General features: G+C 69.3%; 25 protein-coding genes. 18 read left to right on the top strand and 7 right to left on the bottom strand.

Annotated features, from left to right (window positions below):
- Window positions 1-39 precede the first annotated feature (39 nt).
- Window positions 40-1,170 carry an ArsR/SmtB family transcription factor gene (locus FGD71_RS10330; protein ID WP_119100107.1) on the bottom strand — a complete coding sequence of 377 codons (1,131 nt, stop codon included), beginning with the start codon at window positions 1,168-1,170 and terminating at the stop codon, window positions 40-42.
- Between the two features lie 21 nt (window positions 1,171-1,191).
- Window positions 1,192-2,766: an AbgT family transporter gene (locus FGD71_RS10325; protein ID WP_119100106.1), complete on the bottom strand. Its 1,575-nt coding sequence runs from the start codon at window positions 2,764-2,766 to the stop codon at window positions 1,192-1,194.
- A gap of 237 nt (window positions 2,767-3,003) precedes the next feature.
- Between FGD71_RS10325 and FGD71_RS10320 the strand changes: the two genes are divergently transcribed.
- Entirely contained in the window at window positions 3,004-4,929 is a 1,926-nt protein-coding gene (locus FGD71_RS10320; protein ID WP_119100105.1) for a CocE/NonD family hydrolase, read from the top strand.
- Between the two features lie 127 nt (window positions 4,930-5,056).
- Here the strand turns inward: FGD71_RS10320 and FGD71_RS10315 are convergent, their stop codons facing one another.
- Entirely contained in the window at window positions 5,057-5,692 is a 636-nt protein-coding gene (locus FGD71_RS10315) for a class I SAM-dependent methyltransferase (protein WP_119100104.1), read from the bottom strand.
- Between the two features lie 117 nt (window positions 5,693-5,809).
- On the opposite strand from FGD71_RS10315, the gene FGD71_RS10310 reads away from it, so the two are divergent.
- Complete coding sequence (locus FGD71_RS10310) at window positions 5,810-6,406, top strand: helix-turn-helix domain-containing protein (RefSeq protein WP_119100103.1); 597 nt, start codon at window positions 5,810-5,812, stop codon at window positions 6,404-6,406.
- 339 nt (window positions 6,407-6,745) lie between these two features.
- Here FGD71_RS10310 and FGD71_RS10300 read toward each other — a convergent pair whose 3' ends face one another.
- A complete protein-coding gene (locus tag FGD71_RS10300) occupies window positions 6,746-7,183 on the bottom strand; it encodes a hypothetical protein (protein WP_119100102.1) in 438 nt (145 codons plus the stop codon).
- A gap of 348 nt (window positions 7,184-7,531) precedes the next feature.
- Here FGD71_RS10300 and hemL point away from each other — a divergent pair, with 348 nt between their 5' ends.
- The 10 genes from hemL (at window position 7,532) to FGD71_RS10240 (ending at window position 17,760) form a co-directional block, all read left to right on the top strand.
- Entirely contained in the window at window positions 7,532-8,842 is a 1,311-nt protein-coding gene (hemL, locus tag FGD71_RS10290) for a glutamate-1-semialdehyde 2,1-aminomutase (RefSeq protein ID WP_119100101.1), read from the top strand.
- Window positions 8,839-9,513 carry a histidine phosphatase family protein gene (locus tag FGD71_RS10285; protein WP_119100100.1) on the top strand — a complete coding sequence of 225 codons (675 nt, stop codon included), beginning with the start codon at window positions 8,839-8,841 and terminating at the stop codon, window positions 9,511-9,513. The genes hemL and FGD71_RS10285 overlap by 4 nt, the downstream gene beginning before the upstream one ends.
- 366 nt (window positions 9,514-9,879) lie before the next feature.
- A complete protein-coding gene (locus FGD71_RS10275) occupies window positions 9,880-11,205 on the top strand; it encodes a hypothetical protein (RefSeq protein WP_119100098.1) in 1,326 nt (441 codons plus the stop codon).
- A gap of 66 nt (window positions 11,206-11,271) precedes the next feature.
- Window positions 11,272-11,913, top strand: a complete 642-nt coding sequence (locus tag FGD71_RS10270) for a TlpA family protein disulfide reductase (protein ID WP_119100097.1) — start codon at window positions 11,272-11,274, stop codon at window positions 11,911-11,913.
- A 6-nt stretch (window positions 11,914-11,919) separates the two neighbouring features.
- Entirely contained in the window at window positions 11,920-12,681 is a 762-nt protein-coding gene (locus FGD71_RS10265; RefSeq protein WP_119100096.1) for a cytochrome c biogenesis CcdA family protein, read from the top strand.
- Window positions 12,682-12,684: 3 nt separating this feature from the next.
- Window positions 12,685-14,514: a cytochrome c biogenesis protein ResB gene (gene resB, locus FGD71_RS10260; RefSeq protein WP_119100095.1), complete on the top strand. Its 1,830-nt coding sequence runs from the start codon at window positions 12,685-12,687 to the stop codon at window positions 14,512-14,514.
- Window positions 14,511-15,593, top strand: a complete 1,083-nt coding sequence (ccsB, locus tag FGD71_RS10255; RefSeq protein WP_119100094.1) for a c-type cytochrome biogenesis protein CcsB — start codon at window positions 14,511-14,513, stop codon at window positions 15,591-15,593. The genes resB and ccsB overlap by 4 nt, the downstream gene beginning before the upstream one ends.
- A gap of 133 nt (window positions 15,594-15,726) precedes the next feature.
- Entirely contained in the window at window positions 15,727-16,335 is a 609-nt protein-coding gene (locus FGD71_RS10250; RefSeq protein ID WP_240436504.1) for an RNA polymerase sigma factor, read from the top strand.
- The gene (locus FGD71_RS10245; RefSeq protein ID WP_119100092.1) at window positions 16,332-17,297 is read left to right on the top strand and encodes a CU044_5270 family protein; all 966 of its coding nucleotides are present in this window, start codon (window positions 16,332-16,334) and stop codon (window positions 17,295-17,297) included. The genes FGD71_RS10250 and FGD71_RS10245 overlap by 4 nt, the downstream gene beginning before the upstream one ends.
- A gap of 37 nt (window positions 17,298-17,334) precedes the next feature.
- Window positions 17,335-17,760 (top strand): SRPBCC domain-containing protein, encoded by a 426-nt coding sequence (locus tag FGD71_RS10240; protein ID WP_119100091.1) that lies wholly within the window; start codon window positions 17,335-17,337, stop codon window positions 17,758-17,760.
- Between the two features lie 3 nt (window positions 17,761-17,763).
- On the opposite strand, the gene FGD71_RS10235 is transcribed toward FGD71_RS10240, so the two are convergent.
- On the bottom strand, window positions 17,764-18,741 hold the full coding sequence (locus tag FGD71_RS10235) for an isopenicillin N synthase family dioxygenase (RefSeq protein WP_119100090.1): 978 nt from the start codon (window positions 18,739-18,741) through the stop codon (window positions 17,764-17,766).
- Window positions 18,722-19,171 carry a nucleoside deaminase gene (locus FGD71_RS10230; protein ID WP_181359169.1) on the bottom strand — a complete coding sequence of 150 codons (450 nt, stop codon included), beginning with the start codon at window positions 19,169-19,171 and terminating at the stop codon, window positions 18,722-18,724. The genes FGD71_RS10235 and FGD71_RS10230 overlap by 20 nt, the downstream gene beginning before the upstream one ends.
- Window positions 19,172-19,432: 261 nt before the next feature.
- Between FGD71_RS10230 and erm the strand changes: the two genes are divergently transcribed.
- Window positions 19,433-20,200 (top strand): 23S ribosomal RNA methyltransferase Erm, encoded by a 768-nt coding sequence (gene erm / locus FGD71_RS10225; RefSeq protein ID WP_119100088.1) that lies wholly within the window; start codon window positions 19,433-19,435, stop codon window positions 20,198-20,200.
- 85 nt (window positions 20,201-20,285) lie between these two features.
- On the opposite strand, the gene FGD71_RS10220 is transcribed toward erm, so the two are convergent.
- On the bottom strand, window positions 20,286-20,711 hold the full coding sequence (locus FGD71_RS10220; protein ID WP_119100087.1) for a PLD nuclease N-terminal domain-containing protein: 426 nt from the start codon (window positions 20,709-20,711) through the stop codon (window positions 20,286-20,288).
- Window positions 20,712-20,798: 87 nt separating this feature from the next.
- Between FGD71_RS10220 and FGD71_RS10215 the strand changes: the two genes are divergently transcribed.
- From FGD71_RS10215 to FGD71_RS10195, 5 genes are all read left to right on the top strand, one after another.
- Window positions 20,799-22,259: a menaquinone biosynthesis decarboxylase gene (locus tag FGD71_RS10215; RefSeq protein ID WP_119100086.1), complete on the top strand. Its 1,461-nt coding sequence runs from the start codon at window positions 20,799-20,801 to the stop codon at window positions 22,257-22,259.
- Window positions 22,256-23,158: a menaquinone biosynthesis prenyltransferase MqnP gene (gene mqnP, locus FGD71_RS10210; RefSeq protein WP_119100085.1), complete on the top strand. Its 903-nt coding sequence runs from the start codon at window positions 22,256-22,258 to the stop codon at window positions 23,156-23,158. The genes FGD71_RS10215 and mqnP overlap by 4 nt, the downstream gene beginning before the upstream one ends.
- Before the next feature lie 31 nt (window positions 23,159-23,189).
- On the top strand, window positions 23,190-23,864 hold the full coding sequence (locus FGD71_RS10205) for a UbiX family flavin prenyltransferase (protein ID WP_119100084.1): 675 nt from the start codon (window positions 23,190-23,192) through the stop codon (window positions 23,862-23,864).
- A 149-nt stretch (window positions 23,865-24,013) separates the two neighbouring features.
- A complete protein-coding gene (locus FGD71_RS10200; RefSeq protein ID WP_119100083.1) occupies window positions 24,014-24,469 on the top strand; it encodes an Lrp/AsnC family transcriptional regulator in 456 nt (151 codons plus the stop codon).
- A gap of 69 nt (window positions 24,470-24,538) precedes the next feature.
- On the top strand, window positions 24,539-25,053 hold a 515-nt coding region (locus FGD71_RS10195), incomplete at its 3' end, for a radical SAM protein (protein WP_338120048.1).

The raw sequence follows: 25,053 nt of genomic DNA, 5'->3' as shown, positions 1-25,053 counted from the left end.
CCGAACGCCCTTGCGTAACCCCAAGCTTCCCTCGTCGGTTCACCGCGCCATGGTTGCGAGGACGTCGTGGCCCAGTCGCTGGATGACATCCGTGGCCAGCCGGTGCCGCACCAGCTTGCCGTCTCGGGTGGAGCGCACCAGGCCCGCGTCGCGCAGGGTCCGCAGGGCGTGGGAGACCTGTGGTTCGCTGGAGCCGAGCCGGGCGGCGAGCTCCGAGGTGGTGATGGGCTCGCCCAGCAGATGGCGGCACAGCTCCATCCGGGCGGGCGAGGTCAGCGCCATCAGCCGGTGGTGCAGATCCCGCAGGGTCAGCTCTCCGGCCGGGGTGGTGCCGCGCGTCGCGTACTGCACCACCACGCACGACGGGTGCTCGTTCTTGACCGTCAGATGCGGCCACACCCGGGCGGACGGGACGAGGACGAGGGGGCGCGGGGCCACCTTCACTTCGTCGATCTGCAGCTTGTCCAGCCGTATCCGTTCCCCCGGCCCCACCCGGGCCGCGGTCGGCAGCAGTTCGGTGAGCACATCCGCGGGCGAGCGAAGCGAGATGGGGGTCCCCCCGGCCGAAAGCTGGGGGAGGGCCGCCAGCCGGTGACGTACCTCCCGAGCGTGGTCCTCCAGGTGTGGCCGCAGGGTGCGCCAGTCCTCGGCGAAGAACGCGGTGTCGGCGGCCCGCAGCACCGCCAGCAGGCGGTCCCGCAGCTCCAGCGGTGCCGCCACCAACTGTCGAGCGAGCTCACCGCGGGCGTAGGAGCGGCGCAGGCAGCGGCGTGTGTAGTCCTCCGCGGCGGCGGTGCCGGCGCGCAGTTCGCGGGCCGGCGGCACGGGCTGCGCGTTGGTGCCGAGGACTCCGGGCGCCACCAGCTCGAGGAAGTCCTCGGCCGGCAGCGCCGCGATCGCCGCCAGCTCCTCGTCCAGGCTCGCCGCGAGCGGCAACGTACGAGGGAAGAACAGGCGGCAGCGGTAGCGGGCCCACAGAGGAGCGAACACGGACAACTCGTCGTGCAGTTCTGGTCCCGCCGCCGCGGCGCGGGCCGCCCAGCCGGCGGCCTCCGGGTGGTGCTCGGGTTCGGCGAGCACATGCAGGCTCGCCATCAGTTCCGACAGCGCGGAGGGCCCGGCCGCGAAGTCCGCGGGGCCAAGCCCTCCGAGGTCGAGGACGATGCTCACGCCGTCAGCGTACGGCGGAGCTCACCGCACCGGGGCGCCCGGACCGAGTGGGATGCCCAGCAGGTACCAGACGAAGAACAGCAACACCCAGACCACCAGCATGATCATGGCGACGGGCAGGGTGAAGGAGACGAGGGTGCCGATGCCGGCCTTGCGGCGGAGGGTCTGGAGGTAGCCGACACAGAGCATGAACGAGGTGCTCATCGGGGTGATGGAGTTCGTGCAGGAGTCGGCGATGCGGTAGAGCGCCATGGTGGTGGCCGGGTTGGTGCCGAGCAGCAGCAGCATCGGCACCAGTGCCGGGGCGACCAGGGTCCACAGGGCGGAGCCGGAGGTGATGACGAGGTTCATCAGCGCGACCGCCACGATCAGCAGGGTGAACAGCACCAGCGTGGGCGCGCCCAACCGCTCGAGGAAGTCCGCGCCTTCGACCGCGACGACCGTGGCGATGTTGGTCCACTTGAACAGGGCGAGGAACTGGGACACGGCGAAGAAGAGCACCAGCAGCGGTGCGATGGAGCGCACTCCCTCCGCCATGAACTCCGGTATCGCGCGGCTCCCGCTGATCCGCCCGGTGAGCCGCCCGTACACGGCGCCGATGAGCAGGAAGAAGACGGTGAGGAAGACGGCGATGGCGTTCATGAAGGTGGACTCCACGATCGCGCCTCCCTCGCCGCGGAGCGGTGACGAGGCGGGCAGCAACGCGAGCACGATCGAAGTGGCGTAGCCGAGCACGGCCAGCCCGGTCAGCTTCAGGGCCCGCAGCTCGGTGGCGTCGTCGACCCCGGCGGCCACTACCTGCCGTGCCGCGGCGGCCTCCAGATCGGCGTCGGGGATGAGGTGGTGCTCGCGCTTGGCGAGGATCTTGTCCACGACCAGGGCGATGGTGCCGGCCAGCACGAACGCCGAGACCGTGGTGAAGTACATGTTGTCCGTCGCGCGGACCACCACGTCCTTGTCGACGAGCTGCGCGGCCTCGGTGGCCACGGAGGCGAACAGCGCGTCACCGGGGGCGATCAGTGGGTTGGCGTCGCCCGCGGCGTTGATGGAGACGAACGCGACGATCATGCCGAGCATGGGGGAGCGGCCCACGGCGCGGAAGGCCACCGCGCCGAGCGGGATGAGGACCACGTACGCGGAGTCGGACAGGAACTTGCCCAGCACGCCGCCCAGAGCCACGCCCAGGACGACCGTGCGGGGGGACAGACCCGACAGCATGCGGCGGGCCAGTGCTTCGAAGAGTCCCGAACGCTCGGCGACCGCGACGCCGAGCATCACCATCAGCACGGTGCCGAGCGGGCCGAAGGTGACGAAGGACTCCTCGGCGCCGGTGATCAGGTCCCGTACGGCGTCTGCCGACAGGGCGCTGCGTACGCCGACCAGGTTACCCGAGGAGGGGTCCTCGACCCGCAGGCCGGAGGCGTTCAGCGCCCAGCTGACGAGGGCGACGACTGCGCACAGGATCCAGAACAGCCAGAACGGATGCGGCAGTGCGTTTCCCGCGCGTTCGACCAGGTCGAGGAACCGGGAGCCACGGCCCCCCTCGTCGGGCTCGGTGGCCTGCACCTCCTTGGCGCGGCTGTCGGGTGTACTCATGGCGGCCTCCTGTGAGGACGGGTGACGGGAGAGACGAGGGCATGGCGCGGCTGCGCCGCGAGCAGTGCGAGACGGGACCCAGAGCCGCGCACGATCCGTCGAGATGGGACGCGGGGCGTTCCTGGGTTGCGCTGCACAGTAGGTCCCGTGTCCGGTCGCGTCACCGTCTGGCGGAACAGTTGACCTGATGGCGTCAAGTGATCGCCATGACGTGGGCCAGTGCTTAGCGTCACGGGAATGACCTGGTCCGACACCTCCCACAACACCCCCCACACCTGCCGACCCGAACCCCTCCAGGGCGGCGCCCTCTGGCGCCGAACCCTGCGCATCCCCATGCGGGACGGTGTCCATCTCGCCGCCGACCTGTACTCCGCCTCACCCGAGCCGGAGGCGACCGTGCTTCCCGTGCTCCTCGAACGCACCCCGTACGGCCGGCGCGTACAGCGCGGTTCGGACCAGGACCGCAGCGACGCTCCGGTCCCGCAACCGCAGGACATCGCCCGGCACTTCACCGGAGCCCGCTACCACGTCGTACGGCAGGACTGCCGGGGCCGCGGCGACTCCGAGGGAACGTTCGTGAAGTACCTCGGCGAGGGCCCGGACGGGGCGGACACGATCGCCTGGCTCAGGAAGCAGCCGTGGTGTGACGGCAGGGTCGTGATGACGGGGGTGTCCTACTCCGCCCACGTCCAGGCAGCCGCAGCCGCCGAGGGGGCGACAGGGCTGGCCGCCATGTTCCAGGACTCGGGCGGTTTCTCCTGTGCGTACGACGCGGGGATGCGGATGGGCGGCGCCTTCGAGCTGAAGCAGGTGACCTGGGCACTGCGGCATGCGTTGCAGAGCCCGGAGGTGGCGGCGGATTCGTTACTGGCCGAGGAACTGCTGCGGGTGGACGTGACGGGCTGGTTCGGTGCGATGCCGTGGCGGCCGGGCTGCACGCCGCTGCGGCACCTGTCGGCGTACGAGGACTTCGTGCTGGAGCAGTGGCGGCAGGACACCTTCGGGGACTACTACCGCAACCCGGCCATCTACGGGCGAGGCTTCTACGAGCGCTTCCCGGACGCGCCGAGCCTGCACATGGGCAGCTGGTACGACCCCTACGTCCGCTCCACCATCGAGAACTTCACCGCCCTGCGGGAGCTGAAGTCGGCACCCTCCTACCTGGTCATGGGCCCATGGACACACGGGCACCGCTGCGAGACGTACGCCGGAGACGTGGACTTCGGTCCGCGGGCGACGCTGGACGGCAACCTCGCCCCGTCGTACCTGGAGTTCCGCCGCCGCTGGTTCGACCGGGCGCTGGGCCGGGAAGACGGGGAGGGGCCGGAGAGCGGAGAACTCCCCGCCGTCCAGTACTTCCTGATGGGCGGCGGCGACGGCCGACGGGACGCGGCAGGACGGATGCGGCACGGCGGCCTTTGGCGCACCGACACCCAGTGGCCGCCGGCGTCGACGGCCCCTGTCGCCCTGTACCTCACCACCGACGGCGCCCTCACCGCAGCCCCGCCCACCGCGGCCGTCGCGTCGGTGACCTACGACTTCGACCCGCACCGACCGGTGCCCACCATGGGAGGCCAAGTCACCTCGGGCGAGCCGGTGATGACGGGCGGGGCATACGACCAGAACGCCCCGGACGCCCGGGTGTACGGGGCGCGTGAGCCGTACCTGCCGCTGGACTCCCGACCGGACGTGATCAGCCTGAGCACCCCGCCACTCGAGCGGGACGTGGTGCTGGCCGGTCCGGTGTCGGCACGGCTTTACATCTCGACCACGGCCCCGGACACCGACTTCACCATCAAGATGATCGACGTCCACCCGCCCAACGCCGACTACCCGCACGGCTTCGCCATGAACCTCACCGACGGCATAGTCCGCTGCCGCTTCCACCGCTCTTTCGAGAGGCCGGAGTTGCTCATCCCGGGCGAGGTGTACGAGATCGAGGTCACCGCACCCGACACGGCGAACCGCTTCGCCGCCGGCCACCGCATCCGGCTCGACGTCTCGTCCAGCAACTTCCCCCGCTTCGACGTCAACACCAACACCGGCGAACCGGAGGCCGCCGCCCGCCGCACCGCCATAGCCGTGAACACCGTGCACATGGATGCCGAGCATCCCTCCCACCTGCGAGTGTGGCTGGAAGGAGGAGCGGACGCGCTCGCGTAGCCGACAGCTGGGGGCCGACAGCCGGGAGCCGGTCATGACATGACGAGGGCGGGGCTCGAAGACCCCGCCCGCATGCCATCGGAGCCGGAGCAGCGCGGGCCCTGGCGCTGTAGGACGGGTGGTGTGGTTACCGGCGTCGGGTGGCGCGCACGAGGACGTCGTGGAGGGGGACCGCTCGGCCCCCGTGGCCGGTGAGCGTGCGGAGGTGCTCTTCGGCGGTGACGATCTCCCACTCCATGCTGTCCAGGCGCGCGGTGATGGCCGCGGAGGTGGCCGACGCTTCGGCAGGAGGGTGGTGCCCACGGCAGGTAGAGCCCGAGGTGTGCAGGTGCCCCACGATGAGCAGCGTGCCGCCGGGGGCCACCCATCCGGCGATGCGGTCGTAGAACTCCAGCTGGGGCATCGCCGGGTGGGCGTAGTGGGTCATGACCAGGTCGAACTGCGTGCCCGGGCTCCAGACGCCCAGATCCGCCTCAACCCACTGCAGGCGCTCGGGAGCCCCGCTCGTCGCCGCCCGCTCGGCGGCGCGAGCAAGGGCCTCGGAGGAGATGTCGGCTGCGGTGACGTGCCAGCCGTGGGAGGCAAGCCAGATCGCCTCGGCACCGCCGCCGCACCCCGCATCCAGTGCCGTGCCCGGTGTCAGGCCGCTGGTCTCACGAGCGAGGTACGGGTTCGGCGGGTTGCCGCCCATGGACCCGGGGCCCCCAGCATGTCCCTGTTGCCAGTGCCGCTCCCAGAAGTCCTTGTCGAATCCGTGCGTCATAGATCGCTCTCCTCGTTCGCGACACCCCTCTGCGGGTGCGTTCCTCGGTTCGTTCTTCACGGTGCCGAGAGACAGGGCGGATGCGCAAACCTTGTTGCCGAATGGCAAAATAGCGGGATGGATGAAGCCATTGACCGCACTCTTGACGCCGTCGGACCGAGGTTGAAACGCCTTCGGCTGCATCGGGACGTCACGCTCGCCGACCTAGCGGCGGAGACCGGCATCTCCACCAGCACCTTGTCCCGGCTCGAGGCGGGCCTGCGGCGTCCCACGCTCGAGCAGCTGCTTCCGCTTGCTCGCGCCTACGGGGTCACACTCGACGAGCTCGTCGATGCGCCGCCGACGGGCGACCCCCGCATCAATCTCCGTCCCATCCCCTGCAGCGACGGCTCGGTCATCCTGCCGCTGACCCGTAGGCCCGGGGGAATCCAGGCCTACAAGTTCGTCCTCCCGACCGGAAAGGACGATGCCGAACCCGACCTGCGCACACACGAGGGCTATGACTGGGTCTATGTCCTCAACGGAACGCTCCGCCTTGTCCTCGGGGAACACGACCTCATCCTCAAATCCGGGGAGGCCGCGGAGTTCGACACACGCACCCCGCACTGGTTCGGGGCCACCAGCGCCGGCCCCGTCGAGTACCTGAGTCTCATCGGGAAACAAGGAGAACGCGCGCACGTCCGTGCAGCACCGAGACAAGGCCCGGCAGAGTAGGAAAGCTCAGGAACCGCTGCTCCTTCTTCCGCGCACGCGTATCTGGGTCACATCCCACCACGGCCTACCGCGGCGGGATGCTCATCCCAGGTCCGGCCATCGAGCAGACGGCCGCCTGCCTTCGGGGTACGTCCGCCGACCTGCGCTTCCTTGCCGCGGAGGCGGTCGAGGCCCAGACCGGCCGCCCCATCCGCTCGGCCTCGCGATCACCGGGAGAACCGCGCCCGCTCGGCCTGCGGATGCGATCGGTCGCGCCGGCCACAGCCGCCTATCGGCCCCCCGGCGCCCATGACGAGGGCGGGGTCCTGAAACCCCGTCCGCATGCCATGAAACTCCGGGTCACGGCCACACAAGGCAGTACGGCTGATGCCCCGCCTCATGCAACCGGTGGCTGAAGTCCTGCCACTCGTGGAGCAGTTGGTACACGTTGAACGCGTCGCGCGGGCCGCCGCGGTCCGGGACCGTGGACCAGATGAAGGCCGCCGCGCCGACCGCTTCCTCGCCGATTCCGCGGAGGGGGTCGACGACGGTCATGGGGAGTTTGACGACGGCGTAGTCGGGGTGGAGGACGACGAGTTCGAGCGGGGGGACCTTGTTCAGCGGTATGCCCTCGATGCCGGTGAGGACCATCGCGGCCATCGTCTCCGGCTTGATCTTCGTGAACATGCCGTTCATGCCGAGCTCGTCGCCGCCGAGTTCCTCAGGGCGCATGGAGATCGGGACGCGAGCGGCTGTCGCGCCGTCCGGGGCCCCGAAGTATTTGTACGTCACCCCCACCCGGCCACCATTCCTGCTCCCGGCCCGTGGGGGATCGATCTGATGGATCCGGTTGATTCCATCGATCCGATCGCTCCGCTCGAGCTCACTCTCCGTCTGCCGTGCCTCGGCCGCCTCCGCCTCGCGCCGGTGCCTTCCCCGCCGGGCACGCCGAGGACCGAGGTCATCGGTCCCCTCGCCCAGTCCGCCACCGCGATGCATATCTCCACCCGAATGCTTTTCTAAGGCGCGCGACCCCCGCGACGCAACCCGATCATCGTGTCAGTGACCTCCCCCACGGCCGCCCGCCGAAACGTGCGTTGAAACACCTCTCCGCAGGATCTTCGAAGCCTCTGACACCATGCTTGTGTGAGCTATCCGTACGAAGCACCAGTTTCGCAGACTCTTTTCGACCGTGCGGCGGCCGTCACGCCGGGCGGCGTGAACTCTCCCGTGCGAGCGTTCCGCGCCGTGGGCGGTACGCCCCGGTTCATGGTGTCCGGCACCGGTCCGTACCTGACGGATGCCGACGGAAGGGAGTACGTAGACCTCGTTTGTTCGTGGGGGCCGATGATCCTTGGCCATTCCCATCCCGAGGTGAACGCTGCCGTCCAGGCAGCCGTATCCCGCGGCACGTCGTTCGGGACGCCCGGCGAGGGCGAGGTCGCGCTGGCCGAGGAGATCGTCGCCCGGGTCGAACCCGTCGAGCAGGTCCGTCTCGTGTCCAGCGGCACCGAGGCGACCATGTCCGCCATCCGTCTCGCGCGCGGATTCACCGGGCGCGCCAAGGTGATCAAGTTCGCCGGCTGTTACCACGGTCACGTGGACGCCCTGCTGGCCGCCGCGGGGAGCGGGGTCGCCACCTTCGCGCTGCCCGATACGCCCGGCGTCACCGGCGCCCAGGCCGGGGACACCATCGTCCTCCCGTACAACGATCTCCAGGCGGTGCGCGAAGCCTTCCGCGCCCATCCCGGCGAGATCGCCTGCGTGATCACGGAGGCCTCGCCCGGGAACATGGGCGTCGTGCCGCCCGGGCCCGGGTTCAACCAGGGGCTCAAGGACGTCTGCGCCGAGAACGGTGCCCTGTACATCTCCGACGAGGTCATGACCGGATTCCGGACCAGTAAGGCCGGATGGTTCGGGATCGACGGGGTACGTCCCGATCTCATGACCTTCGGCAAGGTCATGGGCGGTGGCTTCCCGGCCGCCGCCTTCGGTGGCCGGGCGGATGTCATGGCGCACCTCGCCCCCGCCGGGCCCGTCTACCAGGCGGGCACCCTGTCCGGGAACCCCGTCGCGACCGCCGCCGGGCTCGCGCAGCTGCGGCTGCTCGACGACGCCGCGTACGACAAGGTCGACGCGGTGTCCGAGCAGGTTCGTACGCTGGTGACGGACGCGCTCACCAAGGAGGGCGTGGCGCACCGGCTGCAGAACGCCTCCAACATGTTCTCCGTCTTCTTCACGGACGGGGACGTACGGAACTACGAGGACGCGAAGGCGCAGGAGTCGTACCGCTTCACCGCCTTCTTCCACTCGATGCTGGCGCAGGGCGTCTATCTGCCCCCGTCGTCCTTCGAGTCATGGTTCGTCTCGACGGCACACGACGAGCGGGCGGTCCAGCGGATCGCCGACGCCCTTCCGGCGGCGGCACGGGCAGCAGCGGAGGCCACGGCAGTATGAGTGACATCACCGTCGTACATGTGATGCGGCACGGCGAGGTCGCCAACCCGGACGGGATCCTGTACGGGCGTCTGCCCGGCTACCACCTGTCCGAGTTGGGGCGCCGGATGGCCGATCGCGTCGCCGAGCACCTCGCCTCCCGGGATGTCACCCATGTCGTCTCCTCGCCGCTGGAGCGGGCCCGTGAGACCGCCGCGCCCATAGCGGAGCGGCACGGGCTGGATCTCGTGACCGACCCTCGCCTGATCGAGGCCGACAACGTCTTCCAGGGCAAGACCTTCGGCGTCGGCGACGGCGCGCTGCGCAGACCCGAGAACTGGAAGCACCTCATCAACCCGTTCAAGCCGTCCTGGGGCGAGCCGTACCTGGAACAGGTCGTACGGATGATGGGGGCGCTGGACGCGGCCAAGGACGCGGCGCGTGGGCATGAGGCCGTGTGCGTGAGCCACCAGTTGCCGATCTGGATCGTGCGCAGCTTCGTGGAGCGCCGGCGGCTGTGGCACGACCCGCGCAAGCGGCAGTGCACGCTCGCTTCGCTGACGACGTTCACGTACCAGGGCGACAAGATCGTGTCCGTCGGTTACACCGAGCCGGCTCGGGATCTTGTGCCGGTTCATCTGCTGGCGGGGGCGAAGGGGGTCAAGGGGAAGGACAAGGCCTTCGGAGCGTAGGCGCTCCGCTGGGGTGGGGGTTTCGGGGGGTGTGGGGTGGGGTTGGGGGTGCGTGCGGGCTGGTTGTGGCTGGGCGCGCAGTTCCCCGCGCCCCTTGCGGGGCTCGGCTGGGTGCGTCCGTCCGCGCGCAGGTCCTGCGCGTTCCGGTTCTCCCGCGCTCCGGCCCTCCGCGCCCCAGCGCCGTGCTGTGTGTACGGCGTGCTCTGGGCGTGCGCCCCGTTACAAAGCGTATGTGAGCGGTTATCTGAACGTATTTCCTTGCAATCCCTGAAATATATGTGAGTTCGCTGGAACCCCCCTGTTCGTCGTGCCCTCTAACTCGGTGTCCATCCGGCATGAGCCAAGGGCGCGACGATCGGGGTTGGAATGCGCGACATCAGTCGAAGGGGAATGCTGGGGCTCGGGGCCGGTGCTGTGGCGGCCATGGGGCTGGCGGGGTGCGGTACCGCACTGGGAGACGGTTCCGCCGATGCCGGGGGTTCCGGGAGTTCCGGAGACTCCGGAAAGGGATCCGGCAGCGGCAGCGGTGGTGACAAGAAGACCGAGCGTCCCATCGGTGACGGCTCCACCGCCCACACCGGCAAGCAGCCCAACCAGCCTGACAAGCCCGTACCCCTCGAACCCGGCGAGACCCCGCCGCAGTTCGTGATCTTTTCCTGGGACGGTGCGGGGGATGTCGGGAACGGTCTATTCCCGCGTTTTCTGAAGGCCGCCGAGGATCACGGCGCGCATATGACGTTCTTTCTCTCCGGGCTTTATCTGCTGCCCGAATCGAAAAAGCGCAAGTACCTTCCGCCCAACAATGCGCCGGGCGCCTCCGACATCGGTTATCTGACCGACGAACACATCAAGTCGACCCTCAAGTACGTCCGGCAGGCATGGCTGGAAGGTCACGAGATCGGCACGCATTTCAATGGTCACTTCTGCGCCGGCACGGGCACGGTCGCCAACTGGACGTCCGCGCAGTGGCGCAGCGAGATCGAGCAGGCGAAGTCCTTCGTCAAGGAGTGGCGTACGAACACGGGCTGGACCGACGTACCCGCGCTGCCCTTCGACTACGACAAGGAGCTCATAGGCGGCCGCACGCCGTGTCTGCTCGGTCAGAGCGACCTGCTGCCCACGGCCCGCGAACTCGGCTGGCGCTACGACTCCTCCTCGCCGGGCGGCCGTCAGATCTGGCCCGAGAAGAGCCAGGGCGTGTGGGACCTGCCGCTGCAGGCGATCCCCTTCCCCGGCCACACCTTCGAGGTCCTCTCGATGGACTACAACATCCTCGCCAACCAGTCGCGCAACTCCACCCAGGCGCCCCCCGCCAACTATCCGGGCTGGCGCAGGCAGGCCACTGAGGCGTACATCAGCGGATTCAATCGGGCATATGAGACAAATCGCTCCCCCTTCTTTATAGGCAACCACTTCGAGCAGTGGAACGGCGGCATCTACATGGACGCCGTCGAGGAGGCGCTGAAGCGCATCGCCGGCAAGAAGGACGTACGCCTGGTGTCGTTCCGTCAGTTCGTGGACTGGCTGGATGTCCAGGACCCGGCCGTCCTGGAGAAGCTGCGGACGCTGGACGTCGGGCAGCAACCGGTGGGTGGCTGGAAGCAGTTCCTCCAGGGTGCCGCCACGAACTCCGCCACGGACCCCGCGGACTCCCGTACGGGCTCTTCGGAGAGCGCCGGAAACGCCGCCTGAAATGCGGTTTTCCGCCCGTGAGGGGGGTGCGCGAGATCCCCGGAACGGACATGCGAAACTTTTCACATGAGTGCCGCCAGCCATGCCCCCCAGCGCTCGAACCGCACCCTTGCCCATATCCGTACGCGTAGTCGCGCCGCCCTGTTCACCGGCAGCGCCGTCGTCGCGGCTCTGGTCCTGTCCGCGTGCGGCTCCGGGGGCAAGTCCGGCGGGTCGGGCAACACGGGCTTCGTCACCGGCTCCGACGGCATCGCCACGGTCACGAAGGGCGAGCGGACACCGGCCCCCGATCTGTCCGGGAAGACCATCGACGGCAAGCAGCTCGACGTCGCCGACTACAAGGGCAAGGTCGTCGTGCTCAACGTCTGGGGCTCCTGGTGCGGTCCGTGCCGCCTGGAGGCGAAGAACTTCGTCAAGGTCTCCGAGGACGTCAAGGACCAGGGCGTACAGTTCGTCGGCATCAACACCCGCGACACCAGCACCACCCCCGCGGTCGCGTTCGAGAAGGCGCACGGGGTCACCTACCCGAGTCTGTACGACCCGACGGGCAAGCTCATGCTCCGCTTCAAGAAGGGCACGCTCAATCCGCAGCTGATCCCCTCCACGCTCATCATCGACCGGGAGGGAAAGGTCGCGGCGCGGGCACTGCAGGCGCTCAGCGAGGAGAAGCTGCGCGACATGCTCAAGCCGGTCCTCGCGGAGAAGTGACCTGACGTGCAACTCGCCGTAGCCACTGACCCGAACCAGACGGTCCTCAGCGGGGCCCTGCTGCTCGCCCTGCCGATCGCCGTGCTCGGCGGGCTCGTGTCCTTCTTCTCACCGTGCGTCCTGCCCCTCGTACCCGGCTATCTCTCGTACGTCACCGGCGTCAGCGGCACCGACCTCGCCGAAGCCCGGCGCGGGCGGATGGTCGCGGGTGCCTCGCTCTTCGTGCTCGGCTTCACCGCCGTGTTCGTCTCCGGCGGGGCGCTGTTCGGGTACTTCGGCCAGACGCTGCAGGAGCAGCAGGGCATCCTGTCCAAGGTGCTCGGTGTCCTCATGATCCTCATGGGCATCTTCTTCATGGGCCTCGTGCCCCGGCTCACCCAGCGCGAGTTCCGCTTCCACAAGCGGCCGGCCGTCGGGCTCGTGGGCGCCCCCTTCCTCGGCGCGCTCTTCGGGATCGGCTGGACGCCCTGCATCGGCCCGACCCTCGCCTCCGTGCAGGCGCTCGCCTTCAACGAGGGGAGCGCGGGGCGTGGGGCCATACTGACGGTCGCGTACTGCATCGGTCTGGGCGTGCCCTTCGTCCTCGCCGCGGTCGCCTTCCGCAAGGCGCTCGGCGCCTTCGGCTGGGTCAAGCGCCACTACGTGTGGGTGATGCGGATCGGCGGCGCCATGATGATCGTGACCGGGCTGCTGCTGCTGACCGGCGCGTGGGACCGCATCGTGCAGGAGATGCAGGTCTGGTCCGACGGCTTCACCGTAGGGGTCTGATCCATGAGCACGACACGGGACACTGACGTGCCGAACACCGATGTGCCGAACGCCGACGTGCGGAACGCCGACGTGCGGAACGACGAGAACGAGTCCGCCCAGGCGCGGGACGCGCGCGATCTCGGCGAAGCCGGGGCGCAGTTGTCCACCGCGCCCGTGGAGACGGCCGTGCCCGGCTCCTTCGGCGGTTCCCGCGCCCCCGGCGCCGCCGGGTGGCTGGCGTGGACCGGCCGCGAGGTCATCGGCTGGGCCCGCTGGTTCTGGCGGCAGCTCACCTCCATGCGGGTCGCGCTGATCCTGCTCTTCCTGCTCTCGCTCGGGGCGATCCCCGGGTCGCTGATCCCGCAGAGCGGGGTCGACGACATGAAGGTCGAGCAGTTCGCGAAGGACCACACCACGCTCGCTCCGGTGTACGAGAAGCTCGGGCTGTTCCACGTCTACAGCTCCGTGTGGTTCTCGGCGATCTACATCCTCCTGTTCGTCTCGCTCATCGGCTGCATCGTGCCTCGCACCTGGCAGTTCGTCGGCCAGCTGCGCAGCCGCCCGCCGGGCGCGCCCAGGCGGCTGACCCGGCTGCCCGCGTACACGACGTGGCGTACCGAGGCGCAGCCCGAGGAGGTCCGCGAGGCCGCGCTCGCGCTGCTGAAGAAGCGGCGCTTCCGCGCGCACACCGCCGGTGACGCCGTCGCCGCCGAGAAGGGCTACCTCCGTGAGGTCGGCAACCTCGTCTTCCACATCGCGCTGATCGTGATGCTGGTCGCCTTCGCCTGGGGCCAGCTGTTCAAGTCCGAGGGCAACAAGCTGATCATCGAGGGCGATGGGTTCGCCAACACCCTCACGCAGTACGACGACTTCAAGTCCGGCAGTCTCTTCGACCCCGACGATCTGGAGCCGTTCAGCTTCACCCTGAAGGACTTCAAGGGCACGTACGAGCGGACCGGGCCCAACCGGGGCACGCCGCGCATCTACGAGGCCGCCGTCACCTACAGCGCGGGTGCCGACGGCAAGGAGCAGTCGACCAAGATCAAGCCCAATGAGCCGCTGGACGTCGACGGCTCGAAGGTCTACCTCGTCAGCCACGGGTACGCCCCGGTCGTCACCGTCCGGGACGGCAAGGGCAACGTGGTCTTCCGCCAGCCCGTGCCGATGCTGCCGCTCGACTCCAACGTCACCTCCACCGGTGCGATCAAGGTCCTCGACGGTTACCAGAACGCCAAGGGCGTCAAGGAGCAGCTCGGCTTCAACGCCTTCTTCGTGCCGACCTTCGCCGGGGCGGGCAAGGGGCAGATGCTGTCCCAGTTCCCGTCGCTGGACTTCCCGGTGCTGGCGCTCTCCGCGTACCACGGCGACCTGGGCGTCGACTCGGGCCTCCCGCAGAGCGTGTACCAGCTCGACAAGACCAACATGAAGGAGTTCAAGGACTCCCAGGGCAACCTGCTCAAGCAGCGGCTCCTGCCCGGCGAGACCATGAAGCTTCCGAACGGTGCCGGCTCGATCACCTTCGAGAAGGGCATCAAGGAGTGGGGCGGCTTCCAGATCGCCCAGCAGCCCGGCAGCGGCTGGGCCCTGACCGGATCCCTGGCCGCCATCTTCGGCCTCGCCGCCTCCCTGTTCATCCAGCGCCGCCGCGTATGGGTGCGCGCGACCACGGGCGCGGACGGTGTCACGGTCGTCGAGATGGCCGGCCTCGGCCGCAGCGAGTCCGCGAAGGTCCCGGAGGAACTGGGCGAGTTGGCGGGCCTGCTGTACGACACGGCTGCCGGCGCTCCTGATCCGGAACACCCCACCCCCGACCCCCAAGCCGTACCTGCCGAAGGGGCTGAGACGAAGTGACTCTCGCCGCCGCAACCAACGAAAACCTCGCGAACATCAGCAACACGCTGATCTACTCCGCGATGGCCGTGTACACGCTGGCCTTCTTCGCGTACATCGCCGAATGGCTCTTCGGGAGCCGCAGCAAGGTCGCCCGCACGGCCGCGGCGCTGACCGCCAAGAGCGACGCGAGCGCGAAGGCGCCCGCGGTCACCGCGAAGACGGCGGGTGGCACCACCGTGCTGGAGCGGCCCAAGGTGGTGACGCGGTCCGTCGCCGGCGCACGGGACGTGCCAGACGGGCCCGGGGCGCACGGTGGGGACGAGCAGGGGGACCTCTACGGCCGTATCGCCGTATCCCTCACCGTGCTCGCCTTCCTCGTGGAGTTCGGCGGCGTGCTCGCCCGGGCGCTCTCGGTGGAGCGGGCGCCGTGGGGCAACATGTACGAGTTCAACATCACCTTCTCCACCGTCGCCGTGGGCGTGTACCTCACGCTGCTCGCGCTGAAGAAGAACGTCCGCTGGATGGGCCTCTTCCTGGTGACCACGGTCCTCCTCGATCTCGGTCTCGCCGTCACTGTCTTGTACACCGCCAGTGACCAGTTGGTTCCCGCCCTTCACTCGTACTGGCTGTACATCCACGTCTCCACCGCGATCCTGTGCGGCGCCGTCTTCTACGTGGGCGCGGTCAGCACGATCCTGTACCTCTTCAAGGACTCGTACGAGAACAAGCTGGCGAGCGGCGGCACGCCCGGCCGTTTCGCGACCTCCGTCCAGGAGCGGCTGCCCGCCTCGGCCTCCCTCGACAAGTTCGCGTACCGCGTGAACGCCGCCGTCTTCCCGCTGTGGACCTTCACGATCATCGCCGGCGCGATCTGGGCGGGCGACGCATGGGGCCGCTACTGGGGCTGGGACCCCAAGGAGACCTGGGCGTTCATCACCTGGGTCGCGTACGCCTGCTACCTGCACGCCCGCGCCACGGCCGGCTGGAAGGGCCGCAAGGCCGCGTACATCGCGCTCATCGCCTTCGCCTGCTGGCTGTTCAACTACTACGGCGTCAACATCTTCGTCTCCGGCAAGCACTCGTACGCCGGGGTCTGAAGCCTCGGTCCGCAGTCACGGGTTCTGAACCCCTCCTGTTCACCAGGGCCTGCCACCCTCGTACCGCCCGAGGCCGGTTCCATGTGACATGCGTCACGGGAACCGGCCTTCGTCGTACGGACAGGTGGGGGACGTGGAGACAAACAGGGGGGAACTCCGGGCGCGGATACGGGCCGGGGACGCGGAGGCGTTCGGCGCGCTCTTCGACGCGTACGCACGCTCCGTCTACAACCACGCGTTCCGGCTCACGGGCGACTGGTCGGCGGCCGAGGACATCGTGTCGCTGACGTTCCTGGAGGCGTGGCGGCTGCGGGAGCGCCTCGACGCGGAGGGCGGTTCGCCGCGGCCGTGGCTGCTCGGCGTCGCCACGAACGTGGCCCGTAACACGCGCCGGGCCGCCCGGCGGCACGCGGCGGCCGTGGCGCGCCTGCCGCCCGCCGGCGCCGTGCGCGACTTCGCCGACGAAGTCGCCGGGCGCATCGACGACTTGGAGTACCTCAGGGCCGTACGCGTCGCCGTCGACCGGCTGCGCCGGCCTGAGCGCGAAGTGCTCGCGTTGTGCGCGTGGGGCGGCCTCGACTATGCGGCCGCCGCGGCGGCGCTCGGGATTCCGGTCGGCACGGTGCGCTCCCGGTTGTCCCGGGCGCGCACCAAGCTCGCCGCGGAACTCGCCGCGGGGCGCGGACAGATGAGAGACGGCCACACGTCCGTGGCCGGGCCCACCCAGGAGGGGAACCAGTGAGCGAGATTCCCGAGAAGGACCTCCCGCCGGGCCGTCATCGCGTCCTGAGGGAGCACCTGATGCGTGAGATCAGCAACGAGACTCCGCCGCCGGCACGCGGGGCCGCCTGGCGCCGCCCCGCCTTCGTGGCCCCGGCGGTCGCGGCCGTTCTGTCGGTGGCCGTCGTCCTGGGTGTCGCGGTCACCCGCGATGCCCGGGACGGGAACCGGCCGAGGCCGGCGAAGGAGCGTCACCAGGCCGCGGCGGAGGTGCTGGAGCGGATCGCGAAGGCCGCCGAGAAGCGGCCCGGGCCCGAGGGCGTCCGGGACGACCAGTTCGTCTACATCAAGAGCCAGGACGACTACATGGAAGCCACCCACGACGACACGTGCCCCGTCCCCAGTCACGACCTCACGGACCGCGAGATCTGGAAGGCGGTCGACGGCAAGCGCTGGGGCCTGGACCGGTCGGAGTCGGGCCGGTACGAGGAGAAGATCAACCCCAAGTTCATGGCGAACGACAAGCCCCCCTCGGACTACCGGGAGGTGGAGGCGCTCCCCACCGACCCGGACGCCCTGTACGACTGGCTGCACAAGGGATCGAACCCGCGGGCCAGGAGCCACGACGCCGCCTTCCGGACGGCCACCACCATCCTCAGCGACAACATCGTCCCGCCCGAGGTGAGCGCCGCGCTCTTCCGGGCCGTCGCCAAGCTCCCCGGCGTGACCGTGGTCAAGGACGCCGAGGACGCCGAGGACGCCCTGGGGCGGGGCGGGGTGGCGATCGGCCGGACCGACAAGGACATGAAGGAGCGGACCGACTGGATCTTCGACGAGAAGACCCTCGAGTATCTGGGGGAGCGGCAGGTCTACGCGGGCAAAGCCACGAGCGGCCGCTGCGGGACGACCAAGCCCGGCGACCTCCTCACCTCCAAGGCCATCACCGAACGAGCGGTCGTCGACAAGGCGGGTGAGCAGCCGTAGAGGTGCGGCACGCGCGCGTGCGAGTGACGCTGGACCCATGAGTGAAGCCATCGAGCAGGGGTCCGGCGAGAGCCGGGGAGACACCCATACGCTCCACTTCACACTGCGGCTTCCCCAGCCTGTGGAGAACGTCTGGCCGGTACTGGCCGGCGCCGAGGGACTGCGGCGCTGGCTGGCCGCCGCCGAGCCGTTCGAGCCGCGACTCGGCGGGGCCGTCACGCTGCACGGGCTGGGCGCGGGACGCGTCACCGCGTGGGACGTGGAGAGGGTGGCCGAGTACACGGTGGACGTGCACGGCCGGATCCGCTTCCACCTGGAGCCCGCGGGGGAGCGGGGCACGACCCTGCGCTTCACCAACGAATTCGAGGGCGACGACGAGCGGCGCGCCCAGGCGACGGCCGACTGGCGGGACCGCTTCGAGCGCCTGGTCGCCGCGCTCCCCGCAGAAGCCGACGGCGGCTGAGGCTCAGCCGACCGTGATCGAGTCCAGTTTCTCGCGCAGGTACGTGTGCGAGTCCACGGGCCCGTACGCCACCCGCCCCACCGGTGCCGGTACCGACTCCACGAGCGTGCCCGGGGTGCACTCGCCGAAGTAGACCAGCGACATCAGCTCCTCGCCCGGGGCGTCGGCCGGCGGGGGCAGGACGCGGTGCCGGCCGGAGCGCCACCGGTCGCCGGTCCAACGGGCCATCAGATCCCCGACGTTGATGGTGAGCGCGTCCGGGTCGAAGGGCGCGTCCTCCCAGCCGCCCTCGTCCGTGAAGACCTGCAGCCCGCCCTTGCCGGCCTGCCGGTCCAGGATCGTGACCGTGCCGAAGTCGGTGTGCGGGCCGATACGGAACTGGCCCTCCTCGGCCTCGCCGATCACCTCCGCGCCCGGGTACCAGTTGATGTTGAAGCCGTACGTGGGATGGCCCATGTGACGGGTGAAGAAGTCCGGTTCCAGGCCGAGGGCTTCGCCGAGGAGAGCGAGGAGGTGGTTCTCCAACTCGGCCATCCGGGCCAGGTATTCCTCGCACAGCTCCCGGAGCTCGGGAACCTCCGCCGGCCAGACGTTGGGCGCGTACCACTCCGCGTTCACGACCGGGTCCTTGAAGGGCTCGTGCGTGGCGAACGTCAGCGACTCCTTCAGGTCCGGCGGCGTCCGGGTGCCCTCCGAGTAGCCGTTGGCCTCCGCGCCCGGGCCGAGCCAGCCGCGGCCGCCGACCTTCGCCGCGTACGGCTGCTTGGTCTCGGTGGGGAGGGTGAAGAAGGCGCGGGCGGCCGTGCGGATGCGGGTCCGCAGGGCCGGGTCCACGCCGTGACCGGTCACGAGGAGGAATCCGGCGCTCTGGAGGGCCTCGTCGACGGTACGGGCGATCGCCTGCCGTTCCGCCGCGCCGCCGGACAGCCAGGGGCGCAGGTCGATCGTCGGGATACGGGGCTCAGTCACCGATGTCCTCATTCCACAGTGCCGGATTCCTCTTGATGAAGTCGCGCATCATCTCGGTGCACTCGGGGTCGTCGAGGAGAAGGATCTCGACACCGTGCTCGGCGAGCCAGTCGTGCCCGCCGTGGAAGGTGGCGGCCTCCCCGACGACGACCCGCGAGATCCCGAACTGCCTGACGAGACCACTGCAGTACCAGCACGGCGAGAGGGTCGTCACCATCGTCGTACCCCGGTACGTACGCTGCCGCCCGGCATCGCGAAAAGCCGCCGTCTCCGCGTGCATGGACGGGTCGTCGTCCTGGACGCGCCGGTTGTGACCGCGCCCGAGCAGTGTGCCGTCAGCCCCGTACAGCGCCGCCCCGATGGGGATGCCGCCCTCGGCGAGTCCGGTCCGAGCCTCCGCCAGGGCGGTCCCGAGCCAGCTGCGTGCCTGCGCCTGATCCATGCCTCTCACTCTCCCTTTCGCCGACGCACCGGGGCAACGTGCGGGGTGGTCCGGGGGGTGCGGTGACCGCTGATAAATCAGTTGCCGAGAGGTACTTGGTGTCGCGTAGCTTGTTCGGCATGTGTGGCATCGCAGTGACCAGGACCCGCCGCTTCTAGCGGCGGCACTTTCGCGGACCGAAAGCATCCGCCGCTCCGGAGACCTCCAGCCGGGCGGCCCCTTCCGTGGTGCCCGGCTTCCCTTCGAAGCCGCGGAGATCCTGTGCGCACGCAGCGTCCTGGCCGTCATGAACTCGGCCAGAACTTCCTCATCGACCAGAGCGTCATCGACACCATCGTCGGCCTCGTGGCCCGTACGGACGGGCCGATCATCGAGATCGGCCCGGGCGACGGCGCGCTCACCCTGCCCCTGCAGCAGTTGGGCAGGCCCCTGACCGGCATCGAGATCGACGACCGGCGCGCGGCACGGCTGGCGCGCCGTACCCGCCCGTCGACCGTGATCGTCCACGCGGACTTCCTGCGGTTCTCCGTCCCCACCGCGCCGCATGTCCTGGTGGGCAACCTGCCCTTCCACGCGACGACCGCGATGCTCCGGCGCATCCTGCACGCCCCCGGCTGGACCGAGGCCGTACTGCTCGTGCAGTGGGAGGTCGCGCGCCGCCGGGCAGGGGTGGGCGGGGCGACCATGATGACTGCGCAGTGGTGGCCGTGGTTCGAGTTCCGGCTCGTGCGGCGCGTCCCCGCCGCGGCGTTCCGGCCGCGTCCCGGTGTCGACGGCGGCCTGATGACCGTGTCCCGCCGGGAACGGCCGCTGGTCGACCGCCGTGACCAGCGGCGCTACCAGGACTTCGTACAGCGGGTGTTCACCGGTCGAGGACGTGGCCTCCCGGACATCCTCACCGCTGCCGCGCCCGAGCTGTCACGGCAACGGATCCGGCGGTGGACGAGGCAGCACCGGATCCCTCCCACCGCCCTGCCCAAGAGCCTCACGGCGGATCAGTGGGCGGAGCTGTTCCGACTCCGGCCATGACGCCGGACCGCCCCGGAACACACCTGCGCCCCGATCCGCTCGGCCGGCCCTGCCGTCTCCGTACGCGTGTGCGCGTGCAGGCGCGTCAGTCCTTGCCGCCGTCCTCGTCCCGCTGACGCCGCTTCAGTTCCTCCTCGCGGCGGCGCAGATCGGCCTCCCAGTCCTCGAGCAGCCGCTCGTCGACCTTGTCGCCCGGAGCCTCCTCCGGCTCCGGTTCCGGCTCTGGCTCGGGTTCCTTGGAGGACTTCTCCTCCTTCAAGGACTTCAGGAACTCGGGGTTGTCGTCCGGCGCCACCCAGCCGCCCGGGCGTCCGCCCGCGGCGCGCCGGGCGGTGCGGTCCTTGCCCACGAGCAGCCAGGAGATGGACCCCACGAGCGGGAAGAGCAGCACGAGAATCGCCCAGAGCGGCTTCGGGATGTACCGGATCTCCTTCTCATCGGTGCTGATGCAGTCGATGAACGCGTAGATGCTGAGCGCCAGTGGCACCAGAACCATCAGCACCCTGAGCATGAGGATTCCCCTTGCGCGTCGCGGCGGGGGCCACCGGAACAGGCCCCGTTACCGGGCCAGGGTAACCGGTACCGGATACTGGAACGCATGGCTTACGACGATCTTCGCTCCCTGCTCAGGGCGCTGGAGCGCGAGGGCGACCTCAAGCGCATCAAGGCCGAGGTCGACCCCTATCTGGAAGTCGGGGAAGTCGTCGACCGGGTGCAGAAGGCGGGCGGCCCGGCGCTGCTCTTCGAGAACGTGCGCGGGTCCGCGATGCCGCTCGCGATGAACGTCTTCGGCACCGACCGCCGCCTGCTCAAGGCGCTCGGCCTGAAGTCGTACGCCGAGATCACCGAGAAGATCGGCGGACTGCTCAGGCCCGAGCTGCCGCACGGGTTCGTCGGTGTGCGCGAGGCGTTCGGGAAGCTCGGCGCCATGACGCACGTACCGCCGAAGAAGGTGAAATCCGACAACGCGCCGGTCCAGGAGGTCGTGCTCCGCGGCGACGACGTCGACCTCGACACCCTGCCCGCGCTCTTCACCTGGCCGAAGGACGGCGGCTCCTTCTTCAACCTCGGGCTCACCCACACCAAGGACCCCGAGTCCGGCATCCGCAATCTCGGGCTCTATCGCCTGCAGCGCCACGACAAGCGCACCATCGGCATGCACTGGCAGATCCACAAGGACAGCCGGAACCACTACCAGGTGGCCGCGCGCAAGGGCGAGCGGCTGCCCGTCGCGATCGCCTTCGGGTGCCCGCCCGCCGTGACGTACGCCTCCACCGCGCCCCTGCCCGGCGACATCGACGAGTACCTCTTCGCCGGATTCATCCAGGGCAAGCGGATCGAGATGGTCGACTGCAAGACGGTGCCGCTCCAGGTGCCGGCTCAGGCAGAGGTCGTCCTGGAGGGGTGGCTGGAGCCGGGGGAGATGCTGCCGGAGGGCCCGTTCGGCGACCACACCGGCTTCTACACGCCGCAGGAGCCGTTCCCCGCCCTGACCATCGACTGCGTCACGATGCGAAAGCGCCCCCTGCTCCAGTCGATCGTGGTCGGCCGGCCGCCCACGGAGGACGGCCCCCTCGGCCGGGCGACCGAGCGCTTCTTCCTCCCGCTGCTGAAGATCATCGTGCCGGACATCGTGGACTATCACCTCCCCGAGGCGGGCGGATTCCACAACTGCGCGATCGTCGCGATCGACAAGAAGTACCCGAAGCACGCCCAGAAGGTGATGCACGCCGTCTGGGGCGCCCACATGATGTCCCTGACCAAGCTGATCGTGGTCGTCGACTCCGACTGCGACGTCCACGATCTGCACGAGGTCGCCTGGCGGGCGCTGGGCAACACGGACTACGCCCGTGACCTGACCGTCGTCGAAGGCCCGGTCGACCACCTCGACCACGCGTCCTACCAGCAGTTCTGGGGCGGCAAGGCAGGTATCGACGCGACGAGGAAGTGGCCCGAGGAGGGCTACACGCGAGACGGCGGCTGGCCCGACATGGTCCTGTCCGACCCGGAGACCGCGGCGATGGTCGACCGCCGCTGGAAGGAGTACGGACTCTCGTGAGCAGCGCATCAGCCGCGATCCCGCAGCCGGGGCGCACCAAGGCCTTCCTCCGCCTCGTCATGATCGAGCACTCCGTGTTCGCGCTCCCCTTCGCGTACATCGCCGCGCTGACCGCGATGTTCCAGCTGGACCGGAACATCCACTGGGGTCGGCTGCTCCTGGTCACCATCGCGATGGTCGGGCTGCGCACGTTCGCCATGGCAGCGAACCGGATCATCGACCGCGAGATCGACGCCCGCAATCCCCGTACGGCCCATCGCGAGCTGGTCACCGGCGCGATGAGCGTGAAGCACGCGTGGACGGGCTCGCTGGTCGCCCTCGTCTTCTTCCTCGGCGCCGCGGCCCTGCTCAATCCGCTGTGTCTCGCGCTCGCGCCCATCGCGGTGATCCCGATGGTCGTCTACCCGTACGGCAAGCGGTTCACGAACTTCCCGCAGGCCATCCTGGGTCTCGCCCAGGCGATGGGCCCCATCGGCGGCTGGCTGGCGATCACGGGTGAGTGGTCGTGGGACGCGGTGATCCTGGGCCTGGCGGTCGGTATCTGGATCGGCGGCTTCGACCTCATCTACGCCTGCCAGGACGTCGAGACGGACCGCGAGATCGGCGTGATGTCGGTACCGGCCCGCTTCGGTATCCCGGCAGCCGTCTGGGGCGCACGCGCCTGCCACACCGCCACGACGGCGCTGTTCGTCTGGTACGCCCTGACCACCGGCGCGGGCGTCTTCTTCTGGCTGGGCCTGGTGGTCGTCGCCGCCGCGTTCCTGTACGAGCACACGATCGTCCGCCCGAACGACCTGTCCCGGGTCAACCGGGCGTTCTTCAGCGTGAACGGGTTCATCGGGATCGCGCTGTTCGTGTGTGCCCTGCTCGATCTGCTCGTGCGCGGGCTGACGGTCTGAGGACCAGCAGCCGCCGGATAGGCTCGACATCATGAAGCCAGGACAGACGCAGCGCACGCCTTGGATCGTGGGGGTCTCCGGGGCATCCGGGACTCCGTACGCCGCTGCTGTGGTGCGTGCGCTTCTGGAGGCGGGGGAAGGCGTCGATCTGATCGTCAGCAGGGCGTCGCGGCTGACGCTGCTGGACGAGACGGGGATCAGTTTCCGGGACGCCCACTGGGACGAGGACCTCCGGGAGTGGCTGTCCCGGGGCGCCGACGGAAAGCCGGACACCTTCGACATCCAGGTCCAGGACGTACGGCACTGGAGTCCGGTCGACCTCGCGGCGGGGCCCTCCTCCGGCTCGTACCCCTCGAAGGGCATGCTCATCGTGCCCGCCTCCACGGCCTGTGTCGCCGGAGTCGCCCTCGGCCTCTCGAAAGACCTGCTGCAGCGCGCCGCGAGCGTCACGCTCAAGGAGGGCCGCAAGCTGGTCGTCACCGTTCGTGAGACCCCGCTGAACGGGCAGACGCTGCGGCATCTGGTGACGCTGGACGACGCGGGCGCGACCGTCCTGCCGGCTTCCCCGGCGTTCTACGCGGGGGCCACGCACATCCAGGACCTGGTGGACTTCGTCGCCGGGCGGGTGCTGGACGCGGCGGGCGTCGAGCACACGCTCTACCGCCGCTGGGAGGGCGAACTCGGCGGTGGCTCACGCCCCACGTGAGCAACTCGCACCACATCACCTGAGCAAGGCACACACGGATCAACTCGCACCACGGATCAACTCGCACCACCGACCGACTCGCACCACCGATCAAACCGCACCACCCCCTCATCACTTCAGGAACTTTTCAGCGGAAGGCTTTCGATCGCATGGACGCGGTGGACAGGCAGCTCATCCAGGCCCTCAGGGAGAACGGCCGGGCCTCCTATGCGGAGCTGGGACGCCTCGTCGGACTGTCGGGGCCCAGTGTCACCGACCGCATCAACCGCCTTGAGGCCGCCGGTGTCATCACCGGCTACCGAGCGACGGTCGACGCCGCCTCGCTCGGCCTCGGTGTCATCGCCCTGATCGGCATCTCGCTCTCCGACGCCGCCGACCACGAGGACGTGGCGCACCGGCTGAAGGACCTGAACGAGATCGAGGACTGCTGGTTCATCGCGGGCGACGACTCGTTCATGCTCAAGGTCCGGGCGCCGGACGTGGACGGTCTGGAGAAGACCATCCGGCGGCTGTCGGGGACGAAGGGCGTCTCTCGCACGCGTACCACCGTCGTGCTCTCCACGAAGTGGGAGAACCGGGTGGGTGAGCTGCCCGAAGAGCCCTAGGCACGCGAGCCGTATGGTTGACCGGGTTGTCGCACTGAGCGGGGACCAGGAGCAGGAAGAGGGAGAGGCATGGACGTCGGGCTCAAGCGCGAGCTGGAGGAGAAGGTAAGGGCGAGCGTTCGCCTGACCCGCGAGGACGGCATCGCGCTGTACGAGTCGGACGACCTGGCCTGGCTGGGCGGACTCGCGCACGAGGTGCGGACGAGGAAGAACGGCGACGTCGTGCACTTCAACGTCAACCGGCACCTCAATATGACGAACGTGTGCACGGCGTCGTGTGCGTACTGCTCGTTCCAGCGGAAGCCGGGCGAGAAGGACGCGTACACGATGCGCATCGAGGAGGCCGTCCGTCTCGCCAAGGCGATGGAGGGCGAGAACCTCACCGAGCTGCACATCGTCAACGGCCTGCACCCGAACCTGCCGTGGCGCTACTACCCGCGGTCGCTCTCCGAACTGAAGAAGGCGCTGCCGGACGTCTCCCTGAAGGCCTTCACGGCCACCGAGATCCACCACTTCGAGACGATCTCGGGCCTGTCGGCGTCGGAGATCCTGGACGAGCTGATCGAGGCGGGGCTGGAGTCGCT

It is taken from the genome of Streptomyces sporangiiformans (assembly GCF_005768555.2).
GTDB lineage: Bacteria > Actinomycetota > Actinomycetes > Streptomycetales > Streptomycetaceae > Streptomyces > Streptomyces sporangiiformans.
Note: the sequence above shows the minus strand (reverse complement) of the source record. Positions and strands in the feature narration are given on the sequence as shown.